Source organism: Cereibacter changlensis JA139, assembly GCF_003034985.1.
Taxonomy (GTDB): domain Bacteria; phylum Pseudomonadota; class Alphaproteobacteria; order Rhodobacterales; family Rhodobacteraceae; genus Cereibacter; species Cereibacter changlensis.
In genome coordinates, this window is the sequence record NZ_PZKG01000086.1 from 1 (window position 1) to 17,868 (window position 17,868).

Below are 17,868 nucleotides of genomic sequence, written 5' to 3' on the forward strand. Positions count from 1 at the left end.
GCGCTAATGCTGGACTATCCGCTGCTCGAAGCCCTCGCCGCCGTGCACCGTCGCGGCAGTTTCGATCTGGCGGCGGCGGTGCTGAACCTCACGCCCTCCGCCGTCTCGCAACGGATCAAGGCGCTGGAGGAGCGCACCGGCACCCTTCTGATCCGCCGCGGCCAGCCCTGCGCCGCGACCGAGACCGGGCTGCGCCTCATCCGGCATCTGGAGGAGGTGACGCTGCTGGAACAGGCGCTGGCCCAGGATCTGCCCGGCCCGCCCGCCGGTCCCGCGACGGTCCGGCTGGCGGTGAATGCCGACAGCCTTGCCACATGGGTGATCCCGGCGCTGGCCGCGACCGAGGGCATGCTCTTCGATCTGGTAATCGACGATCAGGACCATTCGCAGGATTGGTTGCGGCGCGGCGAGGTGGCCGCCGCCATCACCGGCCATCCCGGTCCGTTGCAGGGCTGCGACACGGTCCCGCTCGGCGCGCTGCGCTACCACGCCACCGCCAGCCCCGGCTTCGTCGCCCGCTGGCTGCCCGAGGGCGCGACGCCCGCGGCGCTGGCGCAGGCCCCGGCCCTCACCTTCTCCGACAAGGACCGGCTGCAGGGCGACTGGCTGCTGGCGCTCACCGGCAGGCGCTTCGCCTATCCCACGCACCGGCTCGCCTCCTCCACCGGCTTCGTCGATGCGGCGCTGGCCGGGCTCGGCTGGGGCATGAACCCCGAGCCGCTGGTCGCTTCCCATATCGCCGCCGGGCGGCTGGTCGAGATCGCGCCCGACACCCCGCTCGACGTGCCGCTCTACTGGCAATACGCCCGTCTGACCGCCGCCGCCCTCGCGCCCCTGACCCGCGCCATCCGGCAGGCGGCGGCCCAGACCCTGCGCTGAAACGCGAACGGCCCCCGGAGAACCGGAGGCCGTTTCGTCTGCATGACCTGTGCATCGGATGTGCATCATCCGTGCATCGCGATTTCAGGCGTCGAGTTTCGCCGCCACATCCTCGGGAATGTCGAAGTTGCCGGTGACGGTCTGCACGTCGTCATCCTCTTCCAGCGCGTCGATCAGCTTCATCAGCTTCACCGCCGTGTCGAAATCGACATTGGTCCGGTTCTGCGGGCGCCAGACCAGCTTGGCCTCGTCGCTCTCGCCCAGAGCCTTCTCCAGCGCCTCGCTGACATCGTTCAGCGCCGTGTCCGAGCAATAGATCCAGTGGCCTTCCTCGTCGGATTCCACATCATCCGCCCCGGCTTCCAGCGCCGCCATCATCACCGTGTCGGCATCGCCGACGCTCGCCGGATAGGTGATCTCGCCCACCCGGTCGAACATGAAGCTCACCGACCCGGTGGTGCCGAGGTTGCCGCCATGCTTGGTGAAATAGCTGCGCACGTTGGAGGCGGTGCGGTTCAGGTTGTCGGTCATCGCCTCGACGATCACCGCGATACCCTCGGGGCCATAGCCCTCGTAGCGGATCTCGGTATAATCCGCCGCATCGCCACCTTGGGACTTTTTGATAGCCCTTTCAATGACATCCTTCGGCATCGACACCGATTTCGCGGCCTTCACCGCCAGCCGCAGACGCGGGTTCTTCTCGGGATCCGGGTCGCCCATCTTGGCCGCGACGGTGATTTCCTTCGCCAGCTTCGAGAACATCTTCGAGCGCAGCTTGTCCTGCTTGCCCTTGCGATGCTGGATGTTCGCCCATTTCGAATGGCCTGCCATAGCCGTCTCCCCGTGACTGTCGCGGCTCTATATACAAGGGCCCGGGGGCACCGCAAGCCCGGCCCCTCAGGGCCGCGCCTCCTGCAGCCGCCCGCCGACCCGGATCATCGCCACCTTCTTCGCCAGCCCGGTCCGATCATCGGTCTCGACATAGACCCCCGAAAGCGTGGCCGGCCCCGCCGCCGGCTCGAAACGCGCCTTGGGCATCCCGGTGATGAAGCGGCGCAGGGGCTCGGCCTTGTCCATGCCGATCACCGAATTGTAGTCGCCGCACATCCCGGCGTCGGTCAGGTAAGCCGTGCCGCCATTGAGGATCTGCGCGTCGCCCGTCGGCACATGCGTGTGCGTGCCCACCACGACCGAGGCGCGGCCGTCGCACCAGTGGCCCATCGCCATCTTCTCGGAGGTCGCCTCGCAATGCATGTCCACCAGCGTCGCATTGGCCAGCCCGCCCAAGGGATGCGCCTTCAGCACCGCCTCCACCGCCGAGAAGGGATCGTCGAAGGGCCGCTTCATGAAGACCTGCCCCAGCGCCTGCAGCACCAGCACCTTGCGCCCGCCCTGCGCCGTGAACAGCCGCGCGCCCTTGCCCGGCGCGCCCTTGGCATAGTTCAGCGGGCGGAGGATGCGCGGCTCCTGCTCGATGAACTGCAGCATGTCCTTCTGGTCGAAAGCGTGATCGCCCAGCGTCACGCAATCGGCCCCCGCCGCCAGCAGCGCCTTGGCGTGATCGGGCGTCAGCCCCACACCGGAGCTGGCGTTCTCGCCATTCACCACGACGAAATCGAGCCCCCACTCCGTCCGCAGGCCGGGAAGCCGTTCCGTCACCGCCGCGCGCCCTGCGCGGCCCATCACATCGCCGAGAAACAGAATTTTCATCGCAAAAGCGTTAGGTCGCGTCCCCGGCGAGGGCAAGGGAAATTGCGACGAAGGCCCCTTTCCCCGCCCCGTGCCGCAGCCTACCTCTGCTGCATGCTCGCCCTGCCCCCCTCGCTTTCCGACTGGTTCTCCGCCAAGGGCTGGGCGCTGCACCCGCATCAGCTGGCCATGCTGGAGCGCGCATCCGAGCCCGCCTCGCTGTTGATCGCGCCCACCGGCGGCGGCAAGACACTTGCCGGATTCCTGCCAACGCTGGCCGAACTGGGGGCGAAACCGGCCTCCGGCTTGCACACGCTCTACATTTCGCCGCTCAAGGCGCTGACCGCCGACATCCGGCGCAACCTGCGCGCGCCGCTGGAAGGGGCGGGCCTTGCGATCCGGGTTGAGGACCGTACCGGCGACACCTCCTACACCCAGCGCCGCCGCCAGCGGGCCGATCCGCCGCATATCCTGCTGACCACGCCGGAAAGCCTTGCGCTGCTGCTCAGCTACGAGGATGCGCCGCGCCTCTTCGCCGGGCTGCAGCGGGTGATCGTCGACGAGATCCATGCGCTGGCCGAGTCGAAGCGCGGCGATCAGCTGATGCTGGGCCTCGCGCGATTGCAGCGGCTCGCCCCGGGGCTGCGCCGGGTCGGGCTGTCGGCCACGGTGGAAGACCCGCCGGCGCTGGCGCGCTTTCTCGCCCGGCATCCCGACCCCTGCGCCATCCTCGAGGCCGATCCCGGCCCCGATCCCGACATCTCGATGCTCGAGACCGAGGCCCCGCCGCCCTGGGCGGGCAATGGCGGGCGCTACGCCATTCCGGCCATTCTGGAGGAGGTCCGGCGGCACAAGACCACGCTGATCTTCCACAACACGCGGGCGCAGGCCGAGATCTTCTTTCACGAGCTCTGGCTGCAGAACCTCGAGGACCTGCCGATCGGCATCCACCACGGCTCGCTGTCGCGCGAGCAGCGCGAGCGGGTGGAGGCGGCGATGGTGGCGGGGCAGCTGCGCGCCATCGTCTGCACCGGCTCGCTCGATCTGGGGATCGACTGGGGCGACGTGGATCTGGTGATCCAGGTCGGCGCGCCGAAGAACGTGAAGCGGCTGGTGCAGCGGATCGGGCGGGCGAACCACCGCTACAACGCGCCCTCCAAGGCGCTGCTGGTGCCCGCCAACCGGTTCGAGGTGGTGGAATGCGTCGCGGCGCTGGAGGCGGTGCTGGCCCATACGCTCGACGGGGAGCCGCGGGGGCCGGGGCCGCGCGACGTGCTCTGCCAGCACATCCTGATCGCCGCGGCCTCCGCCCCTTTCGAAGCGGACGATCTCTATGCCGAGGTGACGACGGCGGGGCCCTATGCCGCGCTCAACCGCGCCGCCTTCGACGATTGTCTGGATTTCGTAGCAACCGGGGGCTACGCCCTGCGCGCCTATGACCGTTGGCAGCGGCTGATGTTGCGAAATGGCAAGTGGCAACTGCGCGACCCGCGGGCGACGCAGGTGATCCGGATGAACATCGGCACGATCATCGACACCGAGACGCTGAAGGTGCGGATGAAGGGCCGGGGCGGGATGCCCCTGGGCGAGATCGAGGAAGGCTTCGCCGCGACGCTGACGCAGGGCGACACCTTCCTGATGGGCGGTCAGGTGGTGCGCTACGAAGGGCTGCACGAGTTGACCGTCGAGGTCAGCCGCAACCCGGGTCGGGAGCCGCGCATCGCGACCTTCATGGGCACGAAATTCGCCACCTCCACCCTGCTGACCCAGCGCATCCTGACAATCTTCCAGCAGGAGCGCTGGCCGCAACTGCCGCGCCACACCGCCGAGTGGCTGGCGCTGCAACGCGAGGTCTCGCGCCTGCCGGAGCCCGACCGGCTGCTGGTGGAGAGCTTCCCGCATGACGGGCGCGAGCATCTCTGCATCTACGGTTTCGCCGGGCGCAATGCGCAGCAGACGCTGGGGCTTTTGCTGACCAAGCGGATGGAGGAGGCGCAACTGGCGCCGCTCGGCTTCGTCGCGACAGATTACGCCACGCTGATCTGGGGGCTGGAGGCGGTGACCGACCCGGCGCCGCTCTTCGACCTGGAGGCTCTGCGCGACGGGCTGGAGACCTGGCTTGCCGGCAATGCGGTGATGAAACGCACCTTCCGCAACGCCGCGATCATCTCGGGGCTGATCGAGCGCACCCATATGGGGCGGCGGAAGTCGGGGCGGCAGGCGACGTTTTCCTCGGACATCCTCTATGACACGCTGCTGCGCCACGATCCCGGCCACCTGATGCTGCAGATCACCCGCGAGGAGGCCGAGCGCGGGCTGGTGGACTTCGGGCGGATCGAGGAGATGCTGGGGCGGATCGACGGCCGGATCGACACCATAAGGCTCAACCGGGTGACGCCGCTGGCGGCGCCGCTGTTCCTCGAGATGGGCCGGGTGCCGGTGGAGGGCGTGGCGCGCGAGCGGGTGGTGGCCGAGGCCGCCGAAGCGCTGATGGCGGCGGCGGGGCTTGGCTGAGAGGGCTTGTCTGGCCCGCGTGGATCGGGGAAGAACAGGCCATGAACGGATATGGCTTCACCCTCTCCGGCGCGGCGCTGGTCGCCCTGCCCTCCGGCGCGCTGTTCTGGCCGGAACAGGCGCTGCTCTGCGTCAGCGATCTGCATCTGGGCAAGGCCGAGCGCATCGCCCGGCGCGGCGGCGCGCTGCTGCCGCCCTACGAGACGCGGGCGACGCTGGAGCGGCTCGACGCCGATCTGGAGGCGACGCGGGCGGTGCGGGTGATCTGCCTCGGCGACAGTTTCGACGATCTGACCGCCGCCGAGGCGCTGCCGGAAGACGAGCGGCTCTGGCTGCTGCGGCTGATGGCGGGGCGGGACTGGACCTGGATCTTGGGCAACCACGACCCGGCCCCGGTGGATTACGGCGGCAGCCACCGGCACGAGCTGGCGCTGGGGCCTTTGAGCTTCCGCCACATCGCGGAACGCCCGGAGCCAGAGATTTCCGGCCATTACCACCCCAAGGCCCGGCTTGCGGGCAAGGCGCATCCCTGCTTCCTGCTCGATGCCGCGCGGCTGATCCTGCCGGCTTACGGCGCCTATACCGGCGGGATGTTCTGCCACGAACCCGCGCTCTGCGCGCTGATGAGCCCGGGCGCGCTGGCGATCCTCACCGGCAAGCGCGCCCTGCCGATGCCGATGCCGCGCGTCCAGCCGCAGGTCAGGCCGCGCTTCACCGGCTTCGGCAGGTAGGTCAGGCGGTCAGGCCCTGTGGCTCCGCCAGCCCCTCCGCCCGGCAGAAGGCGGTGAGCGTATTGGCCAGGAGGCAGGCGATGGTCATCGGCCCCACCCCGCCCGGCACCGGGGTGATCGCCCCGGCCACTTCGGCGGCGCTGGGGTAATGCACGTCGCCGACCAGCTTCTTCTTGCCGTCGCGCTCGATCCGGTTGATGCCGACATCGATCACCGTCGCCCCGGGCTTCACCCAGTCGCCGGGGATCATCTCGGGCCTGCCCACCGCCGCCACCAGAATGTCCGCCGTGCGGCAGACGGCGGCCAGATCCCTGGTGCGGGAATGGGCGATGGTGACGGTGCAGCTGTCGCCCAGCAGCAGCTGCGCCATGGGCTTGCCGACAATGTTGGAGCGGCCCACGACCACCGCCGTCAGCCCGGAGAGCGAGCCGTGAAGGTCGCGCAGCATCATCAGGCAGCCGAGCGGCGTGCAGGGCACCATGCTCTTCTGCCCGGTGCCGAGCCGGCCGACGTTCGAGATGTGAAAGCCGTCGACATCCTTGGCCGGATCGAGCGCGTTGATGACGAGGTCGGAATTCATGTGAGGCGGCAGCGGCAACTGCACAAGAATGCCGTGAACTTCCGGATCGCGGTTCAGCCGGTCGATCAGCGCCAAGAGGTCGGCCTCGGAGGTCTCGGCGGGCAGCCGATGTTCGAAAGAGGCCATGCCGACCTCGACCGTCTGCTTGCCCTTGGCGCCGACATAGACCTGGCTCGCCGGGTCCTCGCCCACCAGAACCACCGCCAGACCCGGCGTCCTGCCGGTCTCGGCCTTCAGCCGGGCGACATGGGTCGCCACCTCGCCCCGCACCCGCGCCGCGAATGCCTTGCCGTCGATCACCTTCGCCGTCATTCAGCCCTCCGTCGGGGCCTCCGGCCCCAGCACCTCTTCCTCGCGGGCGATCGACCATTCGATCAGCTGACGCCAGAGGCTTTCCACCAGCGCGGGATCCAGCCCCTCGGCCATCGCCCGCACCCGCACATTCCGCACCACATCCTCGACCCGGGTCTCGATCCGCGCCGCCATGCCCTCGGCCGGCTTCAGCTCGATGGCGCGGTCGATATACTCGGCCCGCCGGGCAAGGGCCGCGACGATCTCGGCGTCGAGCGCGTCGATCTCGTCACGCAGGTCCTGCATCGACTGGCATTCATTCGGAGCTTTCACGCCATCCTCCTCGCGTCTCACCTGCGCAGCGTTATGGACGCCGCACCCGCGAGGTCAAGGGCAGGAAGCGCGCAGTTCAGAACAGCCCCTCCACCTGGCCGGCCGCGTTCAGCCGGATCACCTCGGCGGCAGGGGTCTGCGGCAGGCCCGGCATCGTCATGATCTCGCCGCAGATCGCCACGACGAAGCCCGCCCCGGCCGAGAGCCGCACCTCGCGCAGCGGGATGACATGGCCGGTGGGCGCGCCGCGCACCGAAGGATCGGTGGTGAAGCTGTATTGCGTCTTGGCCATGCAGACCGGCAGAGCCCCATAGCCCGCCTCCTCCCATACCCTGAGCTGCTCGCGGATCGCCGGTTCGGCGATCACCTCGTCGGCGTGATAGATACGCCGGGCGATGGTTTCCATCTTTTCGAACAGCGGCATGTCATCGGGATAAAGCGGCGCGAAACTCGAGGGGCCCTCGGCCAGCTCCACCACCCGGCGGGCCAGATCCTCGATCCCGGCGGAGCCTTCGGCCCAGTGCCGGCAGAGGATCGCCTCGGTCCCCAACCCGGCGACGTAATCGCGCACCGCCTGCAGCTCGGCCTCGGTGTCGCCGGTGAAATGGTTCAGCGCCACCACCACCGGGATGCCGAAGCCCCTGGTGTTGGCGATGTGCCGGCCGAGGTTGGCGCAGCCGCGCCGCACGGCCTCGACATCCTCCCTGCCGAGATCGGCCTTGGCGACGCCGCCGTTCATCTTCATCGCCCGCACCGTCGCCACGATCACGGCGGCGGAAGGTTTCAGCCCCGCCTTCCGGCACTTGATGTCGAAGAACTTTTCGGCCCCGAGATCGGCGCCGAAGCCCGCCTCGGTCACCACGTAATCCGCCAGCTTCAGCGCCGTCGTGGTGGCGATGACCGAGTTGCAGCCATGCGCGATATTGGCGAAGGGCCCGCCATGCACGAAGGCCGGGTTGTTCTCCAGCGTCTGCACCAGATTGGGCTGCATCGCGTCGCGCAGCAGCACCGCCATCGCCCCGTCGGCCTTCAGGTCGCGGCAGAACACCGGGCTGCGGTCGCGGCGATAGGCGACGACGATGTTGCCCAGCCGCTGCTCCAGATCGTCGAGATCGCGGGCGAGGCAGAGGATCGCCATCACTTCAGAAGCCACGGTGATGTCGAAGCCGGTCTGGCGCGGGAAGCCGTTCGACACGCCGCCGAGGTTCACCACCACGTCGCGCAGCGCCCGGTCGTTCATGTCCATCACCCGGCGCCAGACGATGCGGCGGGCGTCGATCTCCAGCGCGTTGCCCCAGTAGATGTGGTTGTCGATCATCGCCGCCAGCAGGTTGTGCGCCGCGGTGATGGCGTGGAAATCGCCGGTGAAATGCAGGTTCATCTCTTCCATCGGCACGATCTGCGCCATGCCGCCGCCCGCCGCCCCGCCCTTCATGCCGAAGTTCGGGCCCAGCGAGGCCTCGCGGATGCAGATCACCGCCTGCTTGCCGATCCGGTTCAGCCCGTCGCCCAGGCCCACGGTGGTGGTGGTCTTGCCCTCCCCCGCCGGGGTCGGATTGATCGCGGTGACGAGGATCAGCTTGCCGTCGGGCCGGTCCGCCAGCCCGCGGATGAAATGCTGCGCCACCTTGGCCTTGTCATGGCCGTAGGGCACGAGATCCTCGGGCGGGATCCCGAGTTTCGCTCCGATCTCGAGGATCGGCAGCTTGCGCGCCTCGCGCGCGATCTCGATGTCGGTCCGAAGCTGCATGCTGTTTCTCCCGCTTGCGTGGCGGCGCCACGCCCCCTCCTTCCGGTTTACCCGGAGGAGAGCCTGTCGCAACCGGAAATCAGCGGGAGCCGCGCCCCGGGGCCGCTCCGCGCGCGGTGACAATGGCTTGGATCAGCAGGAAGACGAAGAGCATCTCCAGCAGCTCCTCGATCCGCCCCGCCCGCTCGCCGACGATCGCGGGCACCTCGATGCCGAAGGGGGCAAGCTTGCGCGCCAGCCCGTCGATCGACTTCGCGATGACCCCGGCCACCCCCGCCATGGCCACCAGCCAGGCGCAGAGGTCGCGCTGCCGCAGCCCGCGCAGCCAGGGCATCAGGTTGCGCCGCGCCAGCCGGTAGAGCATCAGCGCCAGCACCAGCAGCAGCAGGATGCCGGGCAGCTTGTCGGTCAGCGGCTCGGACGAAGTGTAGTAGCGCAGCTTCAGCACGCCCTGGTCGGTGAAGCGCTTGTCGAAATCCAGTTCCCTCAGCGCCATCAGCAGGAGCGCCAGCGGCAGCTGCCATTCCCTCAGGCTGCGACGCAGGCCGAGCCGCCAGACCAGAAGGCCGATGGCCCAGACCAGCAGCACCACGGTGACCTGCTCGATGCCGACGCCTTCCTTGAAGTAGAGGTCGATGCTCTCGATGAAGATCAGGTCCCAGCCGAGCAGCAGCAACGTCATGGTGGCGGTGAAGGCAAGGATGGTCGCGGGGGGTAATTGTCGCATCTGAAAATCTCCGATCCCGCGGATATCGGAGCTTTCGCGGCGGGGAAACCGCCGGAGGGCGATTTGTCACGAGACTGTTACGAGACCATCACATTTTCTGCACAATTTCTCCACGCGCCGCGGCCAGATGCGGCCAGATGGGCTGATCCGGCACATGCAGCACGATGCGTTGGCCGAGCCGCAACATCCCCTCGGCCTCGACCCAGGCGGTGATTCCGCGCCGACCCTTGGCGGCAGTCTTGAAGCGCTTGCCGAAGCCGGGGTGCGCCGCCTCGATCGGCTTCGCGGGCAGCACGCAGGGCCGGTTCTCCATATCCACCACCAGCGTCGCCCCGCCTTCGGCCTGCAGTCGCGACGAGGGCGGCAGGTGCGAGAGGTCGGGAATGCCCTCGATCACCATGGTCGCGCCGAGCAACGCCGGGTCGAGCCGCGCGAGCCCCATCGCCGTCGCGGTCGCCGCGAGATCCTCGGCCGAGAGGATCGAGAACTGCCGCGTGTTGCGGATCGGTGTGTTGCGCTTGTAGAGCCTCAGCACCCGGCTGCAGGAGGGGCGGGTAAGCCCGCCATGCGCCTCGTCCTCCGGCCCCTCGAACCGCGCCATCAGCGCCTCGCGCGGGGTCGCCTCCAGCGCCGCGTCGCGGTCGGGTACGGTGCCCAGCCAGGTGATGAGGCCGGAGAATTCAGTCGGGATCAGCGCGGGCATGGGTCAGACCTTCAGGGTGAAGAAGCAGCGGCGGAAGGGGAAGATCGCGCCGCCATCGGGCAGCAGCGGATAGGCGGCGGCCAGCGCCGCGTCATAGGCCTCGAGATAGGCCGGGATCTCGTCAGCGGCGAGCCGGTCGAGATAGGGCCGCATCGCGGTGGATTCGGTGAAGCGCCGCACCGGATGGGCGTCACCCGCGGGCTCCAGCCGCTGCACATAGTCCGTCTCCCAGGCCTGCACCTCGCCGAACCCGGCCAGCAGCTGCCAATATTGCGCGGCGGGGCGCACCCGCGGCTCCTCGGAGCCTGGTTCGAAGCGGTCGGGGAACAGCGAGGCGGCGATGTCGCGCAGGAAGCGGTGCGAGGGCGCGCTGTGCTGACGCGGCATCTGCACCGCGAGAACGCCGCCGGGGGTCAGCAGCCCGGCGAGCCGGGGCAATAGACGGTCATGGTCCGGCAGCCATTGCAGAGCGGCGTTGGAGAAGATCAGCGCCGGCGGCGCCTTGGGTTGCCAGCGCGCAGCGTCGGCCTCGACCAGCGCGTCATAGCTGCCGCCCTGCCGCGCCCGGTCGAGCATCGCAGGCGAAGCGTCGACCCCGATCCGCCGCTGCTCGGGAAAGCGCTGCGCCAGAGCAGGCCCCACCGCCCCGTCGCCGCAGCCGAGGTCGACCACCGCGCCCTCGGGCAGCGGCCCGATCTGCGCCAGAAGATCCAGCGCGGGGCGCAAACGCAAACCCCGAAACCTGGCGTAGGTTTCGGGGTTCCAGTCGTTCGTCAAAGCCGACACGTCAGGCCGTCGGTTCGAACCCGCCGTCGGCCTTGATGACCTTCGGCTTGGTCTTGGGGATCGAGGCGATGCTGCCGCCGCCGACCGAGGGCTTGTCGTCCTCGTCGTCTTCCAGCTTCTCGCCGGCGATGACCCGGCGGATCTGGTCGCCGGTCAGCGTCTCGTACTCCAGCAGGCCCTTGGCAAGCCGCTCGAAGTCGTCGTTCTTCTCGGTCAGGATTCGGTAGGCGGTCTGATAGCCCTCGTCGATCAGCTTCTTCACTTCGGTCTCGATCAGCGTCTTGGTTTCGGCCGAGACCGAGAAGCCGGCGGTGTTGCCCTGATAGCCCTCATGCGCCTCGGCATAGTCGATGTTGCCGATGGCGTCGGACATTCCCCAGCGCATCACCATCGCCCGGGCCAGGGCCGAGGCCTGCTGGATGTCGCCGGCCGGGCCGGAAGACACGCCTTCTTCACCATACTTGATGATCTCGGCCGCCTTGCCCGCCATGGTCATGGCGATCTTCTGCTTGCCCTCGTCCTTGTGCATGTTCAGCCGGTCCATCTCGGGCAGGCTGACGACCATGCCCAAAGCGCCGCCGCGCGGGATGATCGTGGCTTTGTAGACCGGGTCGCATTTCGGCATGTTGATGCCGACGATGGCGTGACCGGCCTCGTGATAGGCGGTCTTTTCCTTCTGGTCGGCGGTGAGCACCATCGAGCGGCGCTCGGCCCCCATCATCACCTTGTCCTTGGCGTTCTCGAAATCGTCCATCGTGACGAAGCGGCGGCCGACGCGGGCGGCAAGCAGCGCCGCCTCGTTCACCAGGTTCATCAGGTCGGCGCCCGAGAAGCCCGGCGTGCCGCGCGCGATCAGGCGCAGGTCGACGTTCGGACCCAGCGGCACCTTGCGGGCATGAACCGACAGGATCTTCTCGCGGCCCTTGATGTCGGGGTTCGGCACGTGGATCGTGCGGTCGAAGCGGCCCGGACGCAGCAGCGCGGGGTCGAGCACGTCCTTGCGGTTGGTCGCGGCGACGATGATGACGCCCTCATTGGCCTCGAATCCGTCCATCTCGACCAGAAGCTGGTTCAGCGTCTGCTCGCGCTCGTCATTGCCGCCGCCGATGCCCACGCCCCGGGCGCGGCCCACGGCGTCGATCTCGTCGATGAAGACGATGCAAGGCGCGTTCTTCTTGGCCTGCTCGAACATGTCGCGGACACGGCTGGCGCCCACACCGACGAACATCTCGACGAAGTCGGAGCCCGAGATGGTGAAGAAGGGGACGCCCGCCTCGCCCGCGATGGCGCGGGCGAGCAGCGTCTTACCGGTGCCGGGCGGCCCGACGAGCAGCGCGCCCTTCGGGATCTTGCCGCCGAGACGGCTGAACTTCTGCGGGTTGCGCAGGAATTCGACGATCTCTTCCAGCTCTTCCTTGGCCTCGTCGATGCCGGCCACGTCGTCGAAGGTCACGCGGCCCTGCTTCTCGGTCAAGAGCTTGGCGCGCGACTTGCCGAAGCCCATGGCCCCGCCGCGCCCGCCGCCCTGCATCCGGTTCATGAAGAAGATCCAGATGCCGATCAGCACCAGGAAGGGCAGCCAGAGCGAGATCAGCGAGAAGAAGCCCGACTGTTCCTGCGCCTCGGCGCGCACCTCGACGTTGTTGGCGATCAGGCGGTCGGTGACCTCTTCGCCGGCGGGCTTGATCGCCACGTATTGCGACCCGTCCTTGCCGCGGATCTGCACCCGCTCGCCGTCCAGCGTCACCGAGGCGACGTCGCCGTTATCCACCCGTTCGATGAAATCGGAATAGGAGATGGTGCGGGAGCTGCTGGTCGACTGACCGCCGCTGAACAGGTTGAACAGCGCCAAAATCAGCAGGAATAGGACAACCCAGAATGCGATGTTCCGTGCGTTACCCACGAATGTCTCCTTGCGGTAGCTTTCCGCGGACCGGGCCGCAGCTTTGGGCATAATGTAGACAATAGCACGGGGGGTTCAATGCGATAAAACAGAAAGAAAAAAGGCTTCTTCCAATCTTCCGGTTGCGGCGGTCCAGCCGTTCTGCCAGCCGGCCAAGGGCGCGGCCACCAGCCGTTCGCCCTGCCAGACCGCCGGCGAGGCGATCAGGCTGTCGCGCGGCCGACCCGTGGCGCGCCAGTCCTTGCAGGCCGCGAGCCCCTCGATGCCAAGCATGCGGACCTGCAAGCCGTTGTTTTGCGGCCCGCTCATCCGCCAGCGCCCGTCCCAGAGCGCGTCCGGAGCGGCGGTGCAGCCCTCGACCGCGCGGGCCTCGCGGTAGATCCGCAGCCCGTGCCGCCCCGGGGCCAGACGGCAGCCATGCAGCGTCACCGCGTCAGCCTGACGCAGCCTTTCGGTCGCCAGACGCAGCGCCGGGCCGCGCGGGCCATATTCCGCCGAACTCACAAATGCGAGAGCCTGCACCAGCAGCCGGCGCAGGATTTCCGCCGGCAGGTCAAAGACCGCGCGATCCAGCAACACGTCGCCGGCGTCGATCCGGGCATGGCGGCGCGCCGCCTCCAGCATCCCCGCCTCCAGCGCCTCGCGCACCTCGGCCAGATGACCCGCCACTTCGGCCAGCCGCGGCGCGTCCAGCCCGAGCGGGTCGAGCCCGGCCATCGCCCGGCGCACCCGCACCCGGTCGAAGGCCGGGTTGTCGTTGGAGGGGTCGTCGGCCCAGGCCACGCCGCGCGCGGCCAGATCGGCGCGCAGTTCGGCGCGGCCGATCGCGAGCAGCGGGCGCAGCCAGCGGATCCCCAGATGGGAACGGCTCGCCTGCATCGCCGATAGCCCGTCCACCCCGGCCCCGCGCGCCAGCCGCATCAGGAAGGTCTCGGCCAGATCGTCCCGCGTGTGACCCAGGGCGACCGCGCCGATGCCCTGCGCCTGCGCCCAGTCGGCGATCAGCCGGTAGCGCGCCCGCCGCGCCTGATCCTGCAGATTGCCGCGCCGGTCCCAGCCCCGCCAGCGCAGCACCTGATGCGGCACGCCCAGCCCGGCGCAGATCCGCGCCACCGCCTCGGCCTCGGCCGCCGCCTCGGGACGCAGCCCGTGATCCACCGTCACGGCGTGGCAGGTCAGCCCGGCCTCGACCGCCAGATGCAGCAGCCCGAGGGAATCGCTGCCCCCGGAAACGGCAAGGCCCAGGACCGGCGCTTCCGCCAGTCCCAGGCCCTGCAGGAACCGCGTCAGCAGCGGCGCCGGCATCAGGAACAGCCGAGCCCCTGCATCGCCGTGGTCGCCGCCTGCGCCGAGGGGCTGCCGGGGAAGCGCACCCCGACCTCGGTCAGCGTCACGCAGGCCTCCGGCGTCTGGCCCAGCTCGCCTAGCGCCTGCCCCAGCTTCACCAGCGCCTCCGGCGCGCGCGGACCGTCCGGCTCGCCCGAGAAGCTCTCCAGATAGGCGCGGGCGGCGTTCGCAGTCTCGCCCAGCTGGCTCAGCGCCTCGCCGCGCAGGAAATGCGCCTCGTAGGTCAGGGGGCCGCCCGTGTAGGTCGTGGCAAAGGTCGCAAGGAGGTCAGCGGCGGTGCGAAAGTCACCTTGACCGAGCACCTCCTTGGCCCGGTCAAAGTCGGCTTGTTCACTGACGGCAAGTTCGGCCCCGCCCTGAGCGGGCGCAGGCGAGGGGCTCACGGTGGGGGCGGCAGGCGCGCCGGAGACGCCGCCGATCGGCGCGGTCTGGCCGATGGCGCCGATGTCGCAGCCCTCCTCCATCTCGCAGAGCCGGAATTCGAGATCGCCGAGCCGGTTGGTGCCGTCGGCGACCACCCGGTTCAGCCGCAGCTCCAGCTCTTCGGCCTTGGCGGTCAGCGTGGTGATCGCCGCCTCCATCGTGTCCATCCGCTGCAACGCCGAGCCGCCGGCGATGCCGCTCTGCACCGCGCCGGTGGAGACCAGCTCCTGCTTCAGCGCGTTGAACTGCGCATTCAGCGAGGTGAGTTCGGTGCGGATGTCGGCCAGCGTCTGCGCCCGGTCCTGCGCGAGCACAGGAGCGGGCAGCAGCGCCGCCGTCAGCAGTAGGGCCTGCAGCAGACGCATGTCGTCAGGCCCCCGCGCCCATCGACAGCACCGTCACGGCGCGGCGGTTCTTGTTGTAGCACTCTTCGGTGGAGCAGACCTCGACCGGGCGCTCCTTGCCGTAGGAGACGGTGCGCATCCGCGACGGAGCGATGCCCTGGCTGATCAGGTAGTCCTGAACCGCCGAGGCGCGGCGGGCGCCGAGCGCGAGGTTGTATTCGCGGGTGCCCTGCTCGTCGGCATGGCCTTCGATGATGATGGCGTAATCCGGGTTGGTCTGCAGCCAGCGGGCCTGCTGGCTCAGCGTGGCGCGGGCCGTGTCGGAGACGTTGCTCTGGTCCACCGCGAAGAACACGCGGTCGCCGAGGGTCTGCTGGAAATAGGCGACCGAGGCCGGGTCGTTCGCGCCGCCGAGGCCCGAGCTGTCGATGCCGCCCATGCCGCCGGCGCCGCCCGGACCACCCATGCCCCCGGCGCCTGCGCCGCCCGCGCCGTAACGGTCGGGGTTGTTGCAGGCCGCGAGGCCAAGAGCCGCCACCAGCAGCATGGCTTTCGGAAGATAGGTCATTCAGCGTGTCCTTTTTGCACTCGGCGCGTCGGGCCGACCATAACAGAAGTGCGCCGCCTTGGGAATCGGCGGCGCAGGGGGATCATCAGGGCAGCAGCGGCGACCAGGCCGGGTCGGAGGAGGGCGAGCCGGTGTCGAGCTGCCGCAGGTTCCGTCCCGAGATGTCGACCGAGTAGAGCGCCGGCTGGCCACCCGCCCCCGCGCTTTCGCGGGTGAACATGATGACGCGGCCGTTCGGGGCCCAGGTCGGGCCCTCGTCGAGGAAGGAGGCGGTCAGCAGCCGCTCGTCCGAGCCGTCGGTGCGCATGACGCCGATGTGGAAGCGGCCCTGATGCTGCTTGGTGAAGGCGATGAGGTCACCGCGCGGCGACCAGACCGGGGTGCCGTAGCGCCCTGCCCCGCCCGAGATCCGCCGCGGCTCGCCGCCGCCCGCCGACATGATGTAGAGCTGCTGGGTGCCCGAGCGGTCGCTCTCGAACACGATCTGGCTGCCGTCCGGGCTGTAGCTCGGCGCGGTCTCGATCGCGGGCGAGTTGGTCAGCTGGCGCAGCCCGCCGCCCGAATTGGCGTCGAGCGTGTAGATGTCGGTGTTGCCGCCCTGCTCCAGCGAGAAGACCACCGTCCGCCCGTCGGGGGCGAAGCGCGGGGCGAAGGTCATGGTGCCGGGCAGTTGCTCCAGCGCGCGGGCGCTCACCGAGGCCACGTCCATGACGTAGATCTGCGGGAAGCCGCTGGCGTAGGAGGTGTAGAGAATGCGGTCGCCGGTCGGCGAGAACCGCGGCGCCAGCACCAGCGAGGCGCTGTCGGTCAGGTACTGCACATTGGCGCCGTCGTAATCCATCACCGCCAGACGCTTGGCGCGCTGGTTCTTCGGGCCGCTCTCCGAGACGAAGACCACGCGGCTGTCGAAATAGCCGCCCTCGCCGGTGATCCGGCTGTAGGCCACGTCGGCCACCTTGTGCGCCATGCGCCGCCAGCTCTGCGCGGTGCCGGCAAATTGCAGCCCCTCGCCCAGCGGCTGGTCGGAGAACACGTCGTAAAGCCGGAACTTCACCACGATCCGGTCGCCCGAGGCCGAGACCGAGCCGGTCAGCAGAGCCTGCGCGTTGATCGCCTTCCAGTCCGGATAGGCCACCGGCGCGTCGAAGCTGGTGACGCGGCTGATATAGGCGCTGGAGGGGATCTCGCGGAAGAGGCCGGTGCCCGACAGGTCGGCCGCGATGACGCGGGCGATGTCGGCGGCATACTGGCTGGCCGCGCCGTTTTCGGCGATGAACTCGGGGATCGCGAAGGGCAGCGGCTCGATCACCGGGTTGTTGAGCTCGAGGCGCAGCGGCCCGCTCTGGGCCAGCGCGACCGGGGCCTGCCCGGCGACGAGCGCCGCCGACAGGGCCAGGGCGGCGGTAAGGGATTTGAACAGGGTCATCCGATCCTCATGTTCTCGGGTTTGCGGGAAGGGCAGGTCCGGGCGGGGTCCGGTTGCCGCGAAGGGCGGGACAGGTCGGGATGGCTCATCTCAGCACCATGCCCGCACCCTGGGGATTGAAGACAAGTTCCATCTCGCGCCATTGTTCGTATTTCTCCGGCGGCAGCGGGAAGCCGGAGGCGCCGCAGCGGATGATGGCGCGCCGCGCCGCCTCGTAGGCCTGGCGGGCCGCGCCCTCGCTGCCGCCGCTGAACTCCAGCATGCGCATCGAGGCGGCGTCGGGCTTGCCGTCCTGACCGACCGACAGCGCGACGGTGACGGTCATCGCCAGCGCCTCGGTCGAGAGCGCGCCGACGTTCCAGCAGCGCTGCACCGCGACGCGCAGCGAGTCCTTCTCGCCGCTGGTCATCGGCGGGCCGGAGGGCGCGATGGCCCCGCCGGTCTCGGCCGCGGGCTCCGCCGCATCGGCCATCGCCTGCGCCAGCGCATCGGCCACGGCGTCGCTCTGGTTGCTGTCCTCCGCCGGCTCGGCGGCGGGAGTCTCGGCCGGCTCGGCGGCGGCGGTCTCGGTTTCCGTCTCGGTCTCGGTCGGCTGCGGCGCCGCGGCGCGCTGCGGCCGGCGCAGTGGCCGGGCGGAGCTGGTCGGGGCCAGCGCCGCGACCTCCTCGGTCTCGTCGGCCTCGGTGACGATCTCGGTGGTCGCCTCCTCCGGCGCGGTCTCCGGACGCTCCTCCTCGACCACCTCGACCTCGGCTTCGGCCGGAGCCTCCGGGGTCACGGCGGGGGCCTCGGTCTCGGCCACCTCGACATCCGGCTCCGGCGCTTCGGCGGGCACGGGCGCCACGCGCTGCGACGGGCGCGGCCGCGGCCGCAC

17 protein-coding genes are annotated in these 17,868 nt (G+C 69.4%); 3 read left to right on the forward strand and 14 right to left on the reverse strand.

The genetic code is table 11. From position 1 onward, the window contains the following. Nucleotides 1–879 (forward strand): LysR family transcriptional regulator ArgP (locus tag C5F48_RS15915; protein ID WP_308812768.1); only part of this gene is annotated, 879 nt, incomplete at its 5' end. Between the two features lie 84 nt (nucleotides 880–963). Here the strand turns inward: C5F48_RS15915 and C5F48_RS15920 are convergent. Then, nucleotides 964–1,710 carry a YebC/PmpR family DNA-binding transcriptional regulator gene (locus tag C5F48_RS15920; protein ID WP_107664869.1) on the reverse strand — a complete coding sequence of 249 codons (747 nt, stop codon included), beginning with the start codon at nucleotides 1,708–1,710 and terminating at the stop codon, nucleotides 964–966. 66 nt (nucleotides 1,711–1,776) lie between these two features. Beyond that, complete coding sequence (locus tag C5F48_RS15925; RefSeq protein WP_107664870.1) at nucleotides 1,777–2,589, reverse strand: TIGR00282 family metallophosphoesterase; 813 nt, start codon at nucleotides 2,587–2,589, stop codon at nucleotides 1,777–1,779. 93 nt (nucleotides 2,590–2,682) lie between these two features. On the opposite strand from C5F48_RS15925, the gene C5F48_RS15930 reads away from it, so the two are divergent. Beyond that, a complete protein-coding gene (locus C5F48_RS15930; protein WP_107664871.1) occupies nucleotides 2,683–5,082 on the forward strand; it encodes a ligase-associated DNA damage response DEXH box helicase in 2,400 nt (799 codons plus the stop codon). Between the two features lie 41 nt (nucleotides 5,083–5,123). Continuing rightward, nucleotides 5,124–5,813 carry a ligase-associated DNA damage response endonuclease PdeM gene (pdeM, locus tag C5F48_RS15935; RefSeq protein WP_107664872.1) on the forward strand — a complete coding sequence of 230 codons (690 nt, stop codon included), beginning with the start codon at nucleotides 5,124–5,126 and terminating at the stop codon, nucleotides 5,811–5,813. Nucleotide 5,814: 1 nt separating this feature from the next. On the opposite strand, the gene folD is transcribed toward pdeM, so the two are convergent. The 12 genes from folD to tolA form a co-directional block, all read right to left on the reverse strand. Next, nucleotides 5,815–6,705: a bifunctional methylenetetrahydrofolate dehydrogenase/methenyltetrahydrofolate cyclohydrolase FolD gene (folD, locus tag C5F48_RS15940; RefSeq protein ID WP_107664873.1), complete on the reverse strand. Its 891-nt coding sequence runs from the start codon at nucleotides 6,703–6,705 to the stop codon at nucleotides 5,815–5,817. Next, nucleotides 6,706–7,017, reverse strand: coding sequence for a chorismate mutase (locus tag C5F48_RS15945; RefSeq protein ID WP_107664874.1), 312 nt, complete (start codon nucleotides 7,015–7,017; stop codon nucleotides 6,706–6,708). 76 nt (nucleotides 7,018–7,093) lie between these two features. Further along, on the reverse strand, nucleotides 7,094–8,767 hold the full coding sequence (locus C5F48_RS15950) for a formate--tetrahydrofolate ligase (protein ID WP_107664875.1): 1,674 nt from the start codon (nucleotides 8,765–8,767) through the stop codon (nucleotides 7,094–7,096). A 79-nt stretch (nucleotides 8,768–8,846) separates the two neighbouring features. Further along, on the reverse strand, nucleotides 8,847–9,494 hold the full coding sequence (locus tag C5F48_RS15955) for a hypothetical protein (protein WP_107664876.1): 648 nt from the start codon (nucleotides 9,492–9,494) through the stop codon (nucleotides 8,847–8,849). 88 nt (nucleotides 9,495–9,582) lie between these two features. After that, the gene (locus tag C5F48_RS15960; RefSeq protein ID WP_107664877.1) at nucleotides 9,583–10,197 is read right to left on the reverse strand and encodes an MOSC domain-containing protein; all 615 of its coding nucleotides are present in this window, start codon (nucleotides 10,195–10,197) and stop codon (nucleotides 9,583–9,585) included. A 3-nt stretch (nucleotides 10,198–10,200) separates the two neighbouring features. Continuing rightward, nucleotides 10,201–10,983: a methyltransferase domain-containing protein gene (locus C5F48_RS15965; protein ID WP_107664878.1), complete on the reverse strand. Its 783-nt coding sequence runs from the start codon at nucleotides 10,981–10,983 to the stop codon at nucleotides 10,201–10,203. Between the two features lies 1 nt (nucleotide 10,984). Next, nucleotides 10,985–12,886, reverse strand: a complete 1,902-nt coding sequence (gene ftsH, locus C5F48_RS15970) for an ATP-dependent zinc metalloprotease FtsH (protein ID WP_107664879.1) — start codon at nucleotides 12,884–12,886, stop codon at nucleotides 10,985–10,987. 75 nt (nucleotides 12,887–12,961) lie between these two features. Continuing rightward, nucleotides 12,962–14,191 (reverse strand): tRNA lysidine(34) synthetase TilS, encoded by a 1,230-nt coding sequence (gene tilS / locus C5F48_RS15975; RefSeq protein WP_107664880.1) that lies wholly within the window; start codon nucleotides 14,189–14,191, stop codon nucleotides 12,962–12,964. Further along, nucleotides 14,191–15,021, reverse strand: a complete 831-nt coding sequence (gene ybgF / locus C5F48_RS15980; protein WP_170139635.1) for a tol-pal system protein YbgF — start codon at nucleotides 15,019–15,021, stop codon at nucleotides 14,191–14,193. The genes tilS and ybgF overlap by 1 nt, the downstream gene beginning before the upstream one ends. A gap of 4 nt (nucleotides 15,022–15,025) precedes the next feature. After that, nucleotides 15,026–15,568 (reverse strand): peptidoglycan-associated lipoprotein Pal, encoded by a 543-nt coding sequence (gene pal, locus C5F48_RS15985; RefSeq protein ID WP_107664881.1) that lies wholly within the window; start codon nucleotides 15,566–15,568, stop codon nucleotides 15,026–15,028. Between the two features lie 85 nt (nucleotides 15,569–15,653). Then, complete coding sequence (tolB, locus tag C5F48_RS15990) at nucleotides 15,654–16,994, reverse strand: Tol-Pal system beta propeller repeat protein TolB (protein ID WP_107664882.1); 1,341 nt, start codon at nucleotides 16,992–16,994, stop codon at nucleotides 15,654–15,656. A gap of 85 nt (nucleotides 16,995–17,079) precedes the next feature. Further along, nucleotides 17,080–17,868: cell envelope integrity protein TolA (tolA, locus tag C5F48_RS25225; RefSeq protein ID WP_502525979.1), on the reverse strand; the 789-nt coding region annotated here is incomplete at its 5' end.

Coding starts and splice junctions, on each gene's coding strand:
- C5F48_RS15920 (WP_107664869.1), bottom strand. CDS start 1,710: ATGGCAGGCCATTCGAAATGGGCGAACATCCAGCATCGCAAGGGCAAG.
- C5F48_RS15925 (WP_107664870.1), bottom strand. CDS start 2,589: ATGAAAATTCTGTTTCTCGGCGATGTGATGGGCCGCGCAGGGCGCGCG.
- C5F48_RS15930 (WP_107664871.1), top strand. CDS start 2,683: ATGCTCGCCCTGCCCCCCTCGCTTTCCGACTGGTTCTCCGCCAAGGGC.
- pdeM (WP_107664872.1), top strand. CDS start 5,124: ATGAACGGATATGGCTTCACCCTCTCCGGCGCGGCGCTGGTCGCCCTG.
- folD (WP_107664873.1), bottom strand. CDS start 6,705: ATGACGGCGAAGGTGATCGACGGCAAGGCATTCGCGGCGCGGGTGCGG.
- C5F48_RS15950 (WP_107664875.1), bottom strand. CDS start 8,767: ATGCAGCTTCGGACCGACATCGAGATCGCGCGCGAGGCGCGCAAGCTG.
- C5F48_RS15955 (WP_107664876.1), bottom strand. CDS start 9,494: ATGCGACAATTACCCCCCGCGACCATCCTTGCCTTCACCGCCACCATG.
- C5F48_RS15960 (WP_107664877.1), bottom strand. CDS start 10,197: ATGCCCGCGCTGATCCCGACTGAATTCTCCGGCCTCATCACCTGGCTG.
- tilS (WP_107664880.1), bottom strand. CDS start 14,191: ATGCCGGCGCCGCTGCTGACGCGGTTCCTGCAGGGCCTGGGACTGGCG.
- ybgF (WP_170139635.1), bottom strand. CDS start 15,021: ATGCGTCTGCTGCAGGCCCTACTGCTGACGGCGGCGCTGCTGCCCGCT.
- pal (WP_107664881.1), bottom strand. CDS start 15,568: ATGACCTATCTTCCGAAAGCCATGCTGCTGGTGGCGGCTCTTGGCCTC.
- tolB (WP_107664882.1), bottom strand. CDS start 16,994: ATGACCCTGTTCAAATCCCTTACCGCCGCCCTGGCCCTGTCGGCGGCG.